Source organism: Haloarcula sp. H-hyl2, from assembly GCF_056934385.1.
This window is the reverse complement of record NZ_JBRIIJ010000001.1, coordinates 1,169,887-1,185,057: the sequence shown is the minus strand read 5'-3', so window position 1 is coordinate 1,185,057 and position 15,171 is coordinate 1,169,887. Positions and strand designations below refer to the sequence as shown.

Sequence of the window (15,171 nt, the reverse complement as noted above, 5' to 3'; positions counted from 1 at the left end):
GACGGGCCTTCGGACGGCAGGACGTTATACTGTCGCCTGGTTCGCAGTTTTCACTGGATGTACGAGGGGTCCTCGTCGTCGCAGTTGGACTCGTGCTGGCGAGCATCCTCCTGGTCGTCGAACATGAGCCCACAGGACTCGCACTCGTACCATGTCATCCCGTCACGCTCGGTATCGACTACCATACCCGAAGCTCCGACGCCCTGTCGTATATTGTTTTCCCGCGACACAACGGGAACCCTGAAGAGCCTCGACCGGCTACGGAGGGCTATGAGTGGGTCCCCAGACGGCGGTATCGAACTCACGGTGGAGGGAGCGAACAAGCGAGATGCCGGACGTGGCATCGCGCGGCTCCCAGAATCCGTGCGAAGCAGGCTCGGCGTGTTGAGCGGCGACCCGGTCATCGTCGACGGGAACAAGATGACCGTCGTGAAGGTCTGGCCGGCCGACGACGGCGGCCAGTTCGTCCGGATCGACTCGGACACCAGGGCGAACGCCGGCGTCAACATCGGGGACACCGTCCAGGTGCGCCAGGGATCGGTGACCGAAGCCAGTGCCATCACCGTCCAGCCGGCCGAGCCCCTCCCAGGGACCGAGGAGTACGAACACACCGTCCGCTCGCGACTCGTCGACCGGATGGTCCAGGCCGGCGAGCGTGTCCACGTCGACGGGCTGGGTACCTTCCTCGTCCGGTCGACGACGCCCGACGAGTCGGTCCGTGTGACCGACCGGACGACGGTGACCGTGCTGCCCCGGACGAGCGACACCGGTGGCTCCGCGGCCGGCGAGCAATCCGACGCTGCGCCCTCCTCCCAGGCCGATTCAGATACCGGCGTCAGCTACGAGGACATCGGCGGCCTCGACGACGAACTCGACCGCATCCGCGAGATGATCGAGATGCCCCTCTCGGAGCCCGAACAGTTCCGGCGGCTCGGCATCGACCCGCCGAAGGGCGTCCTCCTGCACGGCCCGCCCGGCACCGGGAAGACGCTGATCGCCCGCGCGGTGGCCAACGAGGTCGACGCCTACTTCGACACCATCTCCGGGCCCGAGATCGTCTCCAAGTACAAAGGCGAGAGCGAGGAACGGCTCCGTGAGGCCTTCGACCGGGCGACGGCCAACGCCCCGGCGATCCTGTTCGTCGACGAGATCGACTCCATCGCTGGCTCGCGCGACGACGACGCCGACATGGAGAACCGCGTCGTCGCCCAACTGCTCACGCTGATGGACGGCCTCGAAGACCGCGGCCGTGTGGTCGTCATCGGCGCGACCAACCGCGTCGACGCCGTCGACCCAGCACTGCGCCGCGGTGGCCGCTTCGACCGCGAGATCGAGATCGGCGTGCCAGACGAACCGGGGCGCCGGGAGATCCTCGACGTCCACACACGCGGGATGCCACTCGACGAGGACGTCGATCTGGACAGGCTGGCAGCCCAGACCCACGGATTCGTCGGCGCCGACCTGGCCTCGCTGACCACCGAGGCGGCGATGGCGGCACTGCGTCGCGAGCACGAGGACCCCGACGTGACCGGCCCCGATTTTGACGCCGCCATGGCGACAGTCGAACCGAGCGCGATGCGGGAGTACGTCGCAGAGTCCCCAACGGTGTCCTTCGAGGACGTCGGCGGCCTCGACGAGGTCAAACAGACGCTCACCGAGGCCATCGAGTGGCCGCTCTCGTACGGCGAACTGTTCACCGCCACGAACACCGACCCACCGAGTGGGATCTTGCTCTACGGACCACCGGGAACTGGGAAGACCCTGCTCGCCCGCGCCGTCGCCGGCGAGAGCGGCGTCAACTTCATCCACGTCGCCGGGCCGGAGATCATGGACCGCTACGTCGGCGAGAGCGAGGAAGCGGTCAGGGAACTGTTCGAGCGGGCCCGCCAGACCGCGCCGAGCATCATCTTCCTCGACGAGATCGACGCCATCGCCAGCCACCGCGGGGACGGCAACGAGGTGACCGAACGCGTCGTCTCCCAGTTGCTCGCCGAACTCGACGGCGTCACCGAGAACCCCAATCTGGTGGTCCTGGCCGCGACCAACCGGCGCGATATGATCGACGACGCGCTCCTGCGACCCGGCCGCCTCGAACAGCACGTCGAGGTGCCCAACCCCGACCAGGCGGCCCGCGAGGAGATCCTGGCGGTCCACGCCGACGGCAAGCCCCTCGCAGAAGACATCTCGCTGTCCGACATCGCCAGCGAGACGCCGGACTTCTCCGGGGCGGAACTCGAAGCGGTCGTCCGCGAGGCATCGATGCTCGCCATCCGCGAGACGGCACAGGAACTCGGTCCGGAGGAGGCGACCGAACACGCCGACGAGGTCGAGATCACCGCCGAGCACTTCGAGCGGGCGCTGGAGCGCGAACGCGAGCGCTGAGAGGTCGCAGGCCCCCATCCCTTGCGGTGTGTTGACGCACCACTTTTGACCGTGGCCGTCCAACTAGTTCCTATGACAGGTCAGTCAGACAGTGAGTTACACCACTACATCGACGGCGAGTGGGTAGCAAGCAGGACAGGGGAGACCTTCCAGAGCGTGAACCCGGCGACTGGGGACGACATCGCCACGGCCCAGATGGGATCGCCGGACGAGATCGAACAGGCTGTCGGGGCTGCACGAGATGCCGCAGCCGAGTGGCGAACGCTGTCGTATATCGACCGCGCGGAGTACCTCTGGGAGATCTACCACGAACTCCGTGAGCGGACCGACGAACTCGGCGCGATGGTCTCCCGGGAGTGCGGAAAGGAGATCAGTGAGGGCCGGGCCGACGTCGTCGAGGCGGCACACATGGTCGAACTGGCCGCCGGCAACGCCAGGCATCCCCACGGCGACGTCGTGCCCTCGGAGGTCGCCGCCAAGGACTCGTACATGCGCCGGACGCCGAAGGGTGTCGTCGGCTGTATCACCCCGTGGAACTTCCCGGTCGCCATCCCCTTCTGGCACATGGCCGTCGCACTCGTCGAGGGCAACACCGTCGTCTGGAAGCCCGCCGAACAGACGCCTTACTGCGGACAGATCGTCGCCGAGATGTTCGACGACACGTCGATCCCCGACGGCGTGTTCAACCTCGTCCAGGGCTACGGCGACGCCGGCAACGCCATCGTCGAAGACGACCGGGTCGACACGGTGCTGTTCACCGGCAGCGCCCAGGTCGGCCACCGCATCGACGAGAAGATCGGCGGCCGCGCCGGCCGGAACGCCTGCTGTGAGATGGGCGGTAAGAACGCCATCGTGATCACGGAACACGCCGACCTCGACATCGCCGTCCACTCTGCCGTGATGTCGAGTTTCAAGACCACCGGCCAGCGCTGTGTCTCCAGCGAGCGACTGCTCGTCCACACCGACGTCTACGAGGCGTTCAGAGAGCGGTTCGTCGACCTGGCCGAGCGCGTGACCGTCGGCGATCCCCTCGACGAGGCCACCTTCATGGGTCCGCTCGTCGACCAGGAGCAGGTCGACAAGTTCGGCCGCTACAACGACGCCGTCCGCAGATCGGAGGCCACTGTCCTCGTCGACCGCCAGGACCTCTCCGGCGACGAACTCCCCGACGGCCACGCGGCGGGGTTCTGGGTCGGCCCGTTCGTCTACGAGGTCGCGCCCGACACCGATCTGACGGCCTACCGCGAGGAGGTCTTCGGCCCCCACGTCGCGCTCGTCGAGTACGAGGGCGACATCGAACGTGCGCTGGAGATCCACAACGACACCGAGTACGGCCTCGCCGGCGCGGTCATCTCCGAGGACTACCGCCAACTGCACTACTACCGGGACCACGCCGAGGTCGGTCTCGCCTACGCGAACCTCCCGTGTATCGGCGCGGAAGTCCAGTTACCCTTCGGCGGTGTCAAGAAGTCGGGCAGCGGCCCGCCACACGCCCGCGAGGTCATCGAGGCCGTCACCGAACGGACGGCCTGGACGCTGAACAACTCGAAGGAGATCCGGATGGCACAGGGGCTCTCGGCGGATATCTCGACGGACGAGGAGTGAGATCGGTCGGTGTCGTGATTCCCGGTATGCGCCCAGGGCGCACTATACGGGACTGATCTACACCGATTCGTCTTCGAGAAAGGCTGTCCGGACAGCCTTTGGCGGACGAGCGACGCCGGGTGGCCGAGCAGCGAGACGGGCTGTGTTGTTGCCGGGTGCGACGTGAAAAGCGTCTCACCGGCAGGAAATCGTTTTGGACCGAGCGTAAAAAAAGGCCCGGTGTCGTCATCCGGTGAGTACGGTGGGCTTACTCCGAGTGCCCGGTGTCTGAGGAGGATTCCTCGGGATCGTCGCTATCTGATTGCTTCTCGTCATCCTCGACAGCCGACTCGTTCTGGCTGGTCTGTTCGGTATCCGGTACATTCTCGCGGGTTCCGACGAACGGAATCGAGCGCCCACGTAGCCACCGTCGCAGCCCGATGGCCGGCACGGCGAGCACTGCCAGCCACGGCAGCGCGCCGACGACGGTCACGAGCGAGGCCTGCGCGAAGACGACGACGTCGTTCACCGAGCCCATGAACACCGCGACGAGTGACTGCTCGTGGTACTGGGTCCTGATCTGGTCGATGCCGGGTTCGGGCTCGTGCAGTTCGATCCGGATCGTCGAGTAGGCGACGCGCTGTTCCAGGGACCGTTTCTGGGCCTCCAGACGTTCGATCTGGCCCTGGACCTCCGAGAGCTGTTCCTCGATGCGGAGCAGTTCCTCGGTGTTGTTGGCCTGCGCGTAAAAGTCGCGGAGCCGGTCGCGCCGGCTCCGGAGGTTCTCCAGGCGGGCTTCGAGGTCGACGAGCTGGTCGGTGACGTCCTTCGTGGTGGTCTCCTCGGAGAGGACCGTCCCCTGGTCGGCGGCCAGCGACTGGGTGTCCTCGTAGGAGTCGCTGGGGACGCGCACGACGATGTGGCCGGTGATCCAGGTTTCGTTGCCGCTGCGGTGGAGCCGCTGGTCGGAGCCGCCGACGTAGCCGCCCTGTGATCTGACGCGCTGGGCGATGGTCGAGCGCGCCGTCGAGAAGTTCTCGACCTCGACGACCATCGACCCGGTCTTGATGATCGCACGCTGCTGTGCGCCGCTGGCGACGTCGCTCCCGCCACCGGCATCCCCGCCACCGTCACCGCCGTCGCCCCCCTCGCTCGCCGCGTCGTAGCTCAGGTCGGACCCGCTATCGGCGCTCGCGGCCGTCGCCGCGGCTTGCTGGCCACCGCCGGCGCTCTCCGCACTGTCGCCCGATCCGAGGCCCGCGCCCGCACAGCCTGCCAGCAGGAGGCAGGCCACCACCGCCACCGTTGCTGCTTGCTTGGACATGACGGATGTACGTCGCTCCGAGAGGGGGTTAATATCGACGTACGCTCAAAACGGATTTTATGTGAAAGAGCGACTGGAGTTATTCCAGATCCATCCGACGGTCGGCCAGCGCGGGGAACTCCGCGCGGACGCGTTCGACGCGCTCGGGGTCGAGGTCGGCGACCACCAGTGCCGGTTCGTCGGCCGAACTCGCGAGGACGGTCCCCCAGGGGTCGTAGATAGTCGACCGGCCGAGCAACTCGGCGTCCTCGAAGCTCCCGACGCCGTTGGCCGCGGCGACGTACAGCTGGTTCTCGACGGCGCGGGTCTGGCCGAACAGCTCCCAGTGCTCGACGCGGGGATACGGCCACGCGCTGGGCACACAGACGAGAGTCGTACCCTCGTCCACGAGTCGCCGGTACAGTTCCGGGAACCGGAGGTCGTAGCAGGTCGTCATCCCGATTGTGAAGCCGCCATAGTCGACGGTGTCGACGTGCTCGCCGGGTTCCAGCAGCGACGATTCGGCCGAATCGTAGCCGAAGAGGTGGTGTTTCCGGTAGACTGCTCGGCGGTCGCCCTCGGGGCCGAGGAACACGGAGGTGTTAGCCAGTCCCGACTCCGCTGGAACCCTGAACCCGTCGTCGGCGCTCGCTTCGAGGTCCTCGACGATGCTCCCGGCGAGGATGGCGATGTCGTTCTCGTCGGCCACGGCGGCAAGCCGAGCGATCGTCTCGCCAGCGACGCTCTCGGCGTGTCTGGCGTACAGATCGAACGCGAAGTAGCCCACGGTGAACAGTTCCGGCAGCACGACGAGGTCGGCGCCGTCCGCAGCCGCGCGCTGGATCGCGTCGATCGCTCGGTCGACGTTCCCGCCGAGATCGCCAGCCTCGATCTCGAACTGTGCCACCGCCAGTCTCATGCTTCCAGCCCCAGATCCTCCCGGAGGGAAGCCTCCAGGTTGTCGATCTCGCCACCGAGATTCCGCTTGAAGAACCGCTCGACGCCTGGGAAGCGGCCGTCGACGACGAACCGGTTGTGCAGTTCCGTCCCCCCGTCGTCGGTCGCGTCCAGTTCGTGTTCGCCCTGGACCCGCATCACCTTGGACTTGCCGACGAACCGGACGTACTCCGGCGGTCGGCGGTCGACGTCTTCGGTGTCGACGCGGACGGTGCGGTCGATCACTGGGATCGGGAGCTGCAGGAACCACGTGGACTTCCCGTCACCACGGTCCTCCCAGTCGGTCACGACGCTGATCGAACGGGCACGTTTCTCCGGGTCGGCGATGAACTCCCAGACGCGTTCGGGGGGCGCCGACACTGTGATCGTCTGCTCGACCCGGACGGTCATAGCAGAAACTCCGACCTGCTCCCGAATGAATCCACCGACTAACTCGTGGTCACGCGCCAGGTCGTCGACCGAGCGCGACCCCACTTCTCGATATCTACCTCGTCGGCCTCCTCCGCGAGCCGCGGTAACCGCGCACCGACCTGCTTGGCGGAGAGACCGATGGATTCAGCGATGTTCTTCGCGCGGAAGTAGCTCTCACCCCGCGAGACGCTGTCCCTGAGGTACTCGAGGATGCGCCGGTCCTCTTCGCTGAAATCGGCCATAGTAGATGTACGTCACGACCCAATTTAACGATTCCTTTCCACGAATGGACTGCCAGAAACGAACGTCGTGCAGCAATTCGTCAGCCGTCGAACACGTGGACGGCGACGATAGCGAGACCGGCGGCCAGCATGGCGACCCCGAACGCGACCCCGCTGGTCACCTGGAGCCCGGTCGCTTCCAGTCCCTGTGCGGTCCGTGTCGCGTACGTGTACCCGTTGACTGTCGTCAGCAACGCTGCGCCGACTGCGACGAGCCCGAACACCAGTCCGAGGCCGAGTCCCATGTCGGTTTCTGCATCCGTTGAGGCCATACCGGTGCATTCGGTGTCGGCTACTTAGTTCATTCGGGCCGGGCCACAGGACCTATACATCCCGGTGAGCGAGAGACCCACGATGGGACGAAAACGGCAGGTCGCAGTCGTCGTGGTCGGACTGATCGTGCTCCTCGTCGGTGGTGTGCTCACCGGCGTCCTCGGAGCGCCGTCCGTCCAGTCGGTCGAGAACCGGTTCGCTGGCGTGTCCGAGTCGACGACGACCGTCGAAACCGACATCGTGGTTGCGAATCCGAACCCGATCGGGGTCCAGCTCGGCGGGACCGCGGTGGACTATACGGTCCGGATGAATTCGGTTCCGATCGCCGAGGGCGGTCGCGAGGGCCTCCAGCTCGGTACTGGACGGACGACACTCGACTTCACCACGCAGATGGACAACGAGCAGATCCCCGCGTGGTGGTACACTCACGTCCAGAACGGCGAACAGACGCAGGTCGAGATCGACGGCGAGGTCAGATCGTCGACGCTCGGGCAGTCGCTGTCGGTCACGCAGGGCAAGTCCATCGAGACGGACATCGTCGGGCAGTTCAACAGCACCGAGACCCGCCCGGTCGACGCGAACGCACCGCTGATCTCGGATCCGGTGCTCTACATCAACGAGACGCGGGGCTCCTGGGACCGGGCGAACCTCACCCGCGAGCGGACGCCGATGGATCTGGCCTTCACCGTCCACAACCCGAAGCCGATCCCCTACACCATCTCGAAGATCGGGTACACCGTCTCGATGAACGACGTCACGGTCGGGTCCGGCGAGACGACGAAGAGTCACGTCATCTCGCCCGGCGAGACCGAGACCATCGACGCGCGGGCCGCCATCGAGAACGAGAATCTGGACGACTGGTGGGTGACCCACCTCCAGCGCAACCAGTACACGCAGCTGCGTATCGACTTCTACATGGTGCTTGAGGGCGGCGGGACGCAGATCCGCATCCCGCTGGACGCGGTCGACTACGAGAAGGAGATCGAGACCGACATCTTCGGCAACAAGGACGAGTATCCGACGGGAACGGTGTCGTCCCAGAGCGAGTCGGGGGCCGACGGCTCGGAGGGCGGCGAGTCAGGGAGCGCCACTCCGACGCCCACGCCGACCGACGACGGGCTGCTCGATACGGGAACGGATACACAGACTGCGACTGACACCGACGACGGACTGCTGGACGGCGGAGAGACAACCGGTTCGACTCCCACGCCGACTCCGACAGCCACCCGGACAGAATCCGACGACGGACTACTGTCTCTCTGACGGGCGACCCGCCCTCACTCGATCGTCGTGTGTTCGGACTCCTCGTTCAGCGCGAGGTTCGTCGCGATCTCCGCGTTCCGGACGGCGTACTCGGCGGTCTGACGGAGACTGACGAGGACTTCGCGGATCTGCAGCAGCGACTCGTTCTCCATCTCCGGCAGGTCGTCGAGGATCTCGTGTTCCCGGTCGCCGACCTTCGCGTACTCCTCGCGGACCTCGATGGCCGTGTCGTAGTCGCGTTCGACGGCCGCCTGGACGGCCAGTTCGCTGATCTCGTTGACCTTGTCGGTGAACTCCCGGATGCGCCGCATGGTCGAGCTATCGACGTTCAGTGAGTGGTCGGTCGCCTCCAGGGCGATCTCGGCGATGTCCTCGGCGTTGTCGGCGGTCAGCTCCAGGTTCTTCGCGATCGAGCGGTAGCCGATCAGCGGGAAGCCGTCTTCCAGGCCGATGGCGCGGGCGAGGTTCGGGTTCTGGTAGGCGGTGAAGATGAGCCGCAACAGGAGGACGAAGATCTTGTTGGCCTGCCGTTCACGGTTCAGCGCCCGCTGGGCCAGGTCGGGGTTCCCGTGAGCGAGGGACTTGATCGCCTCGTTGCGCATCGTCGACCCGGTCGATTCGAGCCGTTCCAGGAGGTTGTCGAGCGTGAAGTCCTCCGGGTCGACCGAACAGCGGATCGCGATCCGCTCGGGGGTCTCCTCGATGACGCCCAATCCCATCAACTGCGTCTCGGCGTTGTAGACTGCGTTGATGTGTGCCGAGTCCAGTGTGCTGCCCTCGGCTGCCTCGACGTGGATGATCCGACGGCCCAGGACGTACTGTGCGACGATCGCGCGTTCGACGGCGTCGGCGTTGAGGTTCTCCGCGTGGATGGTCGCCTGGGACTCCTCGGTCTGGACGGACTCGGGGAGGACCGTCAGCGTCCCTTTACCGCCCATCCGCAGCGACACCTCGTCGCCCTTCTCGACGTTGTGCTTGCTGGCCCACTCGGCGGGCAGAGTCATCGCGAGCGTCGATGGCCCCAACCGCTGGACTTTCCGCGTTTCCATATGCCCTTTGTTGGCCGCGGCCGACCTTAATCTTGACTATACTCCCACTTATCGAGACAGCAGAATACAATCATCGGAGTCCGGAGGTGTTCCCCGGACGTTTGTCAGGCCACGACCTCGACGAGGCGCTGTTCGTAGCGACCCACACGGACCCGTACCCACCCGGCGAGTTCCTCGTCGAGCGCGCTGTCGCCCGTATCGACCCGCAGGCGACCCACGTCGTCGAGCTTCCGGCTGGAGGCGACGACCTGGATACTCGACCGGCGCAACACCTCCGGCGAGAGCTGTTGGTTGCCCCGACCGAAGACGAACCCCTGGCCGCCGATGGGCGAGACGATCACCACGTTCTCCTCGCCCAGGGCGTCGAGGATCTCCGATTCGCTGGCGTCCGCGACGAGCACCTCGCCGTCGCGCCAGACGTCCACCCCGAGTGTCGTCCCGTCGAACCCCAGTCGGGACTTGATCTCCCCGACAGTACTGCCGGGACCGAGGACGTAGGTGACGCCCGCTTGGGCCCCCTCGGCGACCGCCTCGGCCAAGGTCGCAACGTCCCCACCGCCGCGCTGTTTCGCGGACTGGCGCTGGTCGGCGACCGGGACCGTCGCCACCGCCCTGAGTTCTGTCACGACCTCGCCACCCCGGAACGCGTCCTCGTCGATGTCGTTGACCTCGGCGCGCTCGGTCTCGGTGAAGGTCGCGGCGATGTGGCCGGCCGCCCGCGGCGAGACGCCGAACACCGACGAGTAGACCTTCACGCCGGCGGGGACGCCCAGCATCGGGATGTCGACCCCCGCGTCGTCCAGTGCTGTCGCCACGTCGACCGCGGTTCCGTCACCGCCGACGAACAGGATGGCGTCGACACCCGCATCGACGAACGCGGCGACAGCCTCGCTGGTGTCCGCACTCGTCGTCTCCTCGGGATCGGCGGGACTGGCCACGACCTCGGGGTCGAAGCCGGCTTCCCTGACGACCGTTTCGCCCATCGGCTCTCCGACGGTCAGCAGTTCGACCTCGCCGGCCGCGTCTCTGAGGCCGTCGAGTGCCTCGCGTGCTCGGTCGGGGGCACGCGGGTCGGCCCCCCGGCGCCGTGCCGCCTCGACTTTTCCGTCCGTACCCTTCAGGCCGACGCGGCCACCCATCCCGGCGATCGGGTTGACCACGACACCGATTCGTCGCATCACTCGACCTACGATACCCTGCGGCAAAAGGCGACCGGGAGCGTGTGTTTCAAGCCACGGCGCACAGAAGCCCCTGCTATGCTCCCACTGTTGGCAGGCAGCGTCCAGCCCGGCGTCGTCAACCTCTCCGGCTGGGTGCTCACGGTCGGCGGACTGCTGGTAACCGCACTCTGGCTCCTGTACCTCTACCGCTAGCGCGGTGGTCAGTCCGGGGTGTCGACGCGGTCGCGTAACCAGGCAGCGGCCGCCTCGACGGCCTCCTCGTCGGTGCTCTTGAACCGGACCGTGACGTGCTCGCCCGGATAGCTCCCGACACCGACCGACGGGAACTCCTCGCGAACCGCTGCTAGTCGGTCCAGCAGCGCACTCTCCGGTTCGCTCGTCTCGACGGCGACGACGTGCTCCGGGTCGCCACTGAACTGGTCCGCGACCTCCTCGAACATCCGCTTCATCTCGGCTGGGACGCCGGGCAGGACGTAACAGTTCTCGACGACACAGCCCGGCGCCACGCCTTCGTGGTTCGGGAGGACTCGGGCTCCCTCGGGAACCTCTCCCGTGCCGTCGGTCAGGTCGTCGCGCGTGTAGCCGCCGTGTTCTTCGAGCCACGCCAGGGCCTCCTCGCTCTCGACGACGTCGCGACCGAACGCCGCAGCGACGCCGTCGATGGTCACGTCGTCGTGTGTCGGACCGAGGCCGCCGGTGACGATGACGGCGTCGTAGGCGGCGTGGTACTCGTTGACGACCTGAGCGATGTCGGCGGTGTTGTCCGGGACGACCGTCGCCCGGCCCACCGTAACGCCCCGCTGGGCGAGTTGCTGCCCGAGCCAGGCCGCGTTGGTGTTGACCGTCTCTCCGGCGAGCAGTTCGTCCCCGACAGTGACCACCGCGACGCGCATAGCTCCCCGTAGGACCGGGTGACACAAATACTGTCGGTAGGCCGGTGCCGGGCGATTAGCGCATCCCTGGCGGCGGCCCGCGGTCGCGCGGATCGTCGTCGTCCTCCTCCTCTTCGAGGTCGATCCCGGCCTCCTGTCGGCGGCGCTTGACCGCCTGGAGCTGTCGGTAGTAGTACAGCGTCCCGACCGAGCCGATCACGACCGCGATGACCGTCAGCCCGCCGAAGATCAGCAGGTCACGCTGGAGGTAGTACCGGACGCTGATCATCCGCGAGTCGACCGAGCCCCACGAGACGGTCATCCGGTCCGCGGACTGATCGACGGACCGATTGGCGTTGCCGGGGCTGACCTGCGAGAGCAGCGGGATCCCGACCCGTGCGTCGGGCGGCAGCGTCACCGCGTACGATCCCTCCTCGACGAAAACGGGCGTCGTGAACTGTTTGCCCGATCGGGGCGCGGTAAAGGCGACCTCGCCGGAGACGTTGCCGCCGAACTGGATCTCGGTCCGCTGGCTCCCCTCGGTCGCCGCCAGCGAGGAGTTGGCCGGCCCGACGACGGTCCCGTTGGCGTAGCGGAAGCGCAAGCCACGGATCGGGACGCTCCGTTCGCGACCCAGCCCGTCTCGCGTGTACACCTGGAACGTCGACTGGTTCTCGACGTCGTAGACGGCGGTGTAGCTGGAGCGGTTGACGACGATGGTGGCGTCCTCCGGCGTGTTCCAGTCGTAACTCGCGTTCTGGTTCAGGCGATCCGGATCCGACGGCTGCGGGCCGAACAGGCCGGTACACCCCGAGAGGGCGAGCAGTGCGACCAGGCCAGCGAGAGCGAGGTGGCGGCGGTTCATAGTCTCAGGGGACGACTGCGAGCAGTTCCGAGGGCATGTACTGCCCGATATCCGAGAGCAGCCCCGGCGCGTCCGTGTCCGGGTTGCAGATGATACTCTGTTCGAGCAGTCCCAGCCGTTCGACCGTGACGATGTCCTGTGCGTGACCGGCACGGTTGACGGTCGCCCGCGCCTCCGAGCGGGTGACGCTGTTGGCGTTGACCCGACCGTTGCCACGGGACCACTCGTAGAGCCGGTCGACCTCCTCGTCTGCCAGCCGTGGCTCGTCGCCGGCGACGAACCGGAGCGGGAGGTGCTGGACGAGGCCGAACCGTTTGCGGATCTGTGCGGGCGAGCCCTGCCCGAGATTCAGCCCGCTGGCCGGAATCCGGACGGTCTCGTCGAAGCCGACGTCGAGGACGAACCCGTCCTCGTCCCACTGTTCGAGCGTGCCGACGTACGTCTCGCCGTCCTCTCGGTCGGTGACGAGTTCGCCGAACTCCTCGCGCAGGAGATTCCGCGCGACCGTCTCGTCGGGTCCGGTGACGGTGACGGTCGGGAACTCGTCGTGGCGCAGGCCGACCTCGAACTCGACGTCCAGGTCGCCGAACCGGTCCCGAACGATACCACGCAGTCCATCGAGTGTCCGCTCGCGAGCGTCGCCCGCGACGTACACTTTCGTTCCCAGGACGACCATCAGGCTTCCACGTGGTCGACGTTCAGTTCGTCGCGCAGTTCCTCGATACGGTTCTCCATGGCGGTCACCAGGCGGGTGTTCTCCATGGACTCGACCTGGTTCCCACACTCGGGACACTGGAAGCCGAACTCCATGGCCTCGCCGAACTCGAAGCGGATGCCACAGTGTTCACAGAGGTAGAACTCGTTGTCGCGCTCGTACTGCCGGCGCTCTTCGAGCCCGTCCAGCAGCCGGTGCATCTCCTCTTCGAGCTTCTCCGGGATTTCGTCGTACTCGAAGGTCCAGAGGTAGGTCAGCCACCCCGAATCCTCGTCCCGGAGCCGCCGATACGACGCCAGGTCGTTCTCGTACAGGATGAACAGCGCCCGGCGGACGTCGTTCAGCTCCAGACCGAGTTCTTCGGCCAGTTCTTCGTCGGTCACTTCGCCGTCCGGCGGCGCGGCGGCGACCGGCATCCCTTTCGGTCCGACAAGCTCGTGGAGGTACTTCTGTATCACGGGATCCTCCAAGAGGTCTTCAAAAGCCATTGTCGGTCTTTCGGGGGGTCACGTGGTTAAAACCTCCGGCTCGGCTCGTGGGCTGTGCTCACTGATGGCTTAGCCCCCGTCGTCTGCCCAGGGTCCGAGGTCGGCGTAGCGGCCGAGCAGCCAGCCGCCGACGAACGGCGACAGGATCAGCAGACAGGCCAGGCCGACCCACCGTGCCGGCGGTGGCTGTGTCGCCAGATAGACCAGATAGACGGTCCCGAGGACCGGAACCACCCGCGAGGTCGGCGCCGTGAGACGGTCGAGCACTGTTCTGGCTCCTCACTCGGTGTCGGTATCCGGCTCGACGACCTTCTTTCCGGTCTCCTTCGGGACGACGACCCGGTCGGCGTCCTCCCATTCGCGGTCGAGCTCCCGTCCCTCGAAGAGATGGTCGAGGAACACCGCCAGCGAGGCCACCTCAGAGTGGGGCTGGTTGGTGACGCCGACGTTGTAGTCGGCCTCCTCGTACACCTCGAAGGAGACCTTCTCGGCACCGACGACGACCAGTAGCGGCCCGGCCTCGTGGTCGGCTCGGACGTCGTCGACGACATCCTGGACCGGTTCGCCGTACATCGTCAGGTGGACGACCGCGCCCTCGAAGTCGCGGATGACCCGTTTTGGTTCCTGGGTCGTCTCGACGTCGAACGGGCCGCCGAACCGCTCTGTGATGTCGACGATAGTGTCGGTCCTGTCACGGGCCGATCCGGCCATGATCACACGGTCGGCACCCAGCGCACGGGCGGTCAGTCCCACGTGTGTCGTCATCCGCTCGTCCCGTCCCGGCCGATGTCCGAGACGGAGCACGGTCACGTCGTGGTCGTCGTTCATCCGTTCAGTGCCGCTTCGATGGCGTCCCGAACCGGGCCGAAGGCGATTTCACTCCACTGGACGGCGCTGCCGTCGACGAAGACCGTCGGTGTCCCACTGACGTTGTTCTCGATGCCGTCTTCCCGGTCGGCCGACACCGTCGGTTTGTACGCTTCGCCGACACCCGCCTCACGGACGGCCTGTCCGTCGACGTCGATCCCGTCGGTGAGACTCTCGTACTGGTCGGGGCCCAGGCTGTTCTGGTTCTCGAACAGGCGTTTGTTGTAGGTGAAGAAGGCCTCGTCACCCGCGCGGTCCTGGACGGCCCTCGCGGCACTCGCAGCCTGCCAGGAGACGTTCTCGTCGACCGGGATCGGGAAGTCGTTGAACTCGTATCTGATCGACCCGTCCTCGAGGTAGTTCGAGCGGACCTTCGGGAAGACTTCGAGCGAGAAGGTTCGACAGTGAGGGCAGGCGTAGTCCTCGTAGACTGCGACGGTCACGTCCGCGTCGGGGTTGCCGGCGACGGGCGTCGCGAGGGGCTGTCCCTCCGCGGTCGGAACGTCGGGGGACCCACCCGACCCGCCGGAGTTCGACAGACAGCCAGCACTCAACGCCGTGACTCCGACGCTCGCGGCCAGGAACCCGCGGCGTGTCGACGTGTTCATACTGCTCCTCTTGCCGGGACGCATAAAACCATTCTGTCACGCGGTACGCCAAGACCGGAATCTTATTTCGGG

Annotated in this window: 18 protein-coding genes; 3 read left to right on the top strand and 15 right to left on the bottom strand. The window is 66.5% G+C overall.

All coding sequences use genetic code 11. The features are described 5' to 3' along the window. Window positions 1-50: 50 nt before the first annotated feature. Window positions 51-185, bottom strand: coding sequence for a DUF7128 family protein (locus Hhyl2_RS06140; protein ID WP_483549851.1), 135 nt, complete (start codon window positions 183-185; stop codon window positions 51-53). A gap of 85 nt (window positions 186-270) precedes the next feature. Between Hhyl2_RS06140 and Hhyl2_RS06135 the strand changes: the two genes are divergently transcribed. Together Hhyl2_RS06135 and Hhyl2_RS06130 are read left to right on the top strand one after the other, a co-directional pair. Then, window positions 271-2,382, top strand: a complete 2,112-nt coding sequence (locus tag Hhyl2_RS06135) for a CDC48 family AAA ATPase (RefSeq protein ID WP_483549850.1) — start codon at window positions 271-273, stop codon at window positions 2,380-2,382. Window positions 2,383-2,454: 72 nt separating this feature from the next. Continuing rightward, on the top strand, window positions 2,455-3,987 hold the full coding sequence (locus Hhyl2_RS06130; protein ID WP_483549849.1) for an aldehyde dehydrogenase family protein: 1,533 nt from the start codon (window positions 2,455-2,457) through the stop codon (window positions 3,985-3,987). A gap of 247 nt (window positions 3,988-4,234) precedes the next feature. On the opposite strand, the gene Hhyl2_RS06125 is transcribed toward Hhyl2_RS06130, so the two are convergent. From Hhyl2_RS06125 to Hhyl2_RS06105, 5 genes are all read right to left on the bottom strand, one after another. Continuing rightward, window positions 4,235-5,290: a DUF4349 domain-containing protein gene (locus Hhyl2_RS06125; protein ID WP_483549848.1), complete on the bottom strand. Its 1,056-nt coding sequence runs from the start codon at window positions 5,288-5,290 to the stop codon at window positions 4,235-4,237. Window positions 5,291-5,369: 79 nt separating this feature from the next. Then, a complete protein-coding gene (locus Hhyl2_RS06120; protein WP_483549847.1) occupies window positions 5,370-6,188 on the bottom strand; it encodes a carbon-nitrogen family hydrolase in 819 nt (272 codons plus the stop codon). After that, window positions 6,185-6,616: an SRPBCC family protein gene (locus tag Hhyl2_RS06115; RefSeq protein WP_483549846.1), complete on the bottom strand. Its 432-nt coding sequence runs from the start codon at window positions 6,614-6,616 to the stop codon at window positions 6,185-6,187. Before Hhyl2_RS06115 ends, Hhyl2_RS06120 begins: the two co-directional genes overlap by 4 nt. Before the next feature lie 38 nt (window positions 6,617-6,654). After that, window positions 6,655-6,879 carry a DUF7123 family protein gene (locus tag Hhyl2_RS06110; RefSeq protein ID WP_483549845.1) on the bottom strand — a complete coding sequence of 75 codons (225 nt, stop codon included), beginning with the start codon at window positions 6,877-6,879 and terminating at the stop codon, window positions 6,655-6,657. A gap of 80 nt (window positions 6,880-6,959) precedes the next feature. Then, window positions 6,960-7,190 carry a DUF7525 family protein gene (locus tag Hhyl2_RS06105; RefSeq protein WP_483549844.1) on the bottom strand — a complete coding sequence of 77 codons (231 nt, stop codon included), beginning with the start codon at window positions 7,188-7,190 and terminating at the stop codon, window positions 6,960-6,962. Window positions 7,191-7,272: 82 nt separating this feature from the next. On the opposite strand from Hhyl2_RS06105, the gene Hhyl2_RS06100 reads away from it, so the two are divergent. Further along, on the top strand, window positions 7,273-8,454 hold the full coding sequence (locus tag Hhyl2_RS06100) for an LEA/WHy family protein (protein ID WP_483549843.1): 1,182 nt from the start codon (window positions 7,273-7,275) through the stop codon (window positions 8,452-8,454). Between the two features lie 14 nt (window positions 8,455-8,468). Here Hhyl2_RS06100 and Hhyl2_RS06095 read toward each other — a convergent pair whose 3' ends face one another. From Hhyl2_RS06095 to Hhyl2_RS06055, 9 genes are all read right to left on the bottom strand, one after another. Continuing rightward, window positions 8,469-9,503, bottom strand: a complete 1,035-nt coding sequence (locus tag Hhyl2_RS06095) for a PhoU domain-containing protein (protein WP_483549842.1) — start codon at window positions 9,501-9,503, stop codon at window positions 8,469-8,471. 104 nt (window positions 9,504-9,607) lie between these two features. Continuing rightward, complete coding sequence (locus Hhyl2_RS06090; RefSeq protein ID WP_483549841.1) at window positions 9,608-10,681, bottom strand: ATP-NAD kinase family protein; 1,074 nt, start codon at window positions 10,679-10,681, stop codon at window positions 9,608-9,610. Between the two features lie 203 nt (window positions 10,682-10,884). Continuing rightward, a complete protein-coding gene (locus Hhyl2_RS06085) occupies window positions 10,885-11,577 on the bottom strand; it encodes a competence/damage-inducible protein A (protein WP_483549840.1) in 693 nt (230 codons plus the stop codon). A 55-nt stretch (window positions 11,578-11,632) separates the two neighbouring features. Further along, window positions 11,633-12,421 carry a DUF5803 family protein gene (locus Hhyl2_RS06080; protein ID WP_483549839.1) on the bottom strand — a complete coding sequence of 263 codons (789 nt, stop codon included), beginning with the start codon at window positions 12,419-12,421 and terminating at the stop codon, window positions 11,633-11,635. 4 nt (window positions 12,422-12,425) lie between these two features. Continuing rightward, the gene (locus tag Hhyl2_RS06075) at window positions 12,426-13,097 is read right to left on the bottom strand and encodes a DUF2110 family protein (protein ID WP_483549838.1); all 672 of its coding nucleotides are present in this window, start codon (window positions 13,095-13,097) and stop codon (window positions 12,426-12,428) included. Beyond that, window positions 13,097-13,624 (bottom strand): transcription factor E, encoded by a 528-nt coding sequence (tfe, locus tag Hhyl2_RS06070; protein ID WP_483549837.1) that lies wholly within the window; start codon window positions 13,622-13,624, stop codon window positions 13,097-13,099. The genes Hhyl2_RS06075 and tfe overlap by 1 nt, the downstream gene beginning before the upstream one ends. A gap of 69 nt (window positions 13,625-13,693) precedes the next feature. Then, entirely contained in the window at window positions 13,694-13,891 is a 198-nt protein-coding gene (locus Hhyl2_RS06065; protein ID WP_483549836.1) for a hypothetical protein, read from the bottom strand. Between the two features lie 12 nt (window positions 13,892-13,903). Next, a complete protein-coding gene (locus tag Hhyl2_RS06060) occupies window positions 13,904-14,452 on the bottom strand; it encodes a tRNA (cytidine(56)-2'-O)-methyltransferase (protein ID WP_483549835.1) in 549 nt (182 codons plus the stop codon). Further along, on the bottom strand, window positions 14,449-15,099 hold the full coding sequence (locus Hhyl2_RS06055; RefSeq protein ID WP_483549834.1) for a DsbA family protein: 651 nt from the start codon (window positions 15,097-15,099) through the stop codon (window positions 14,449-14,451). The genes Hhyl2_RS06060 and Hhyl2_RS06055 overlap by 4 nt, the downstream gene beginning before the upstream one ends. Window positions 15,100-15,171: the final 72 nt, after the last annotated feature.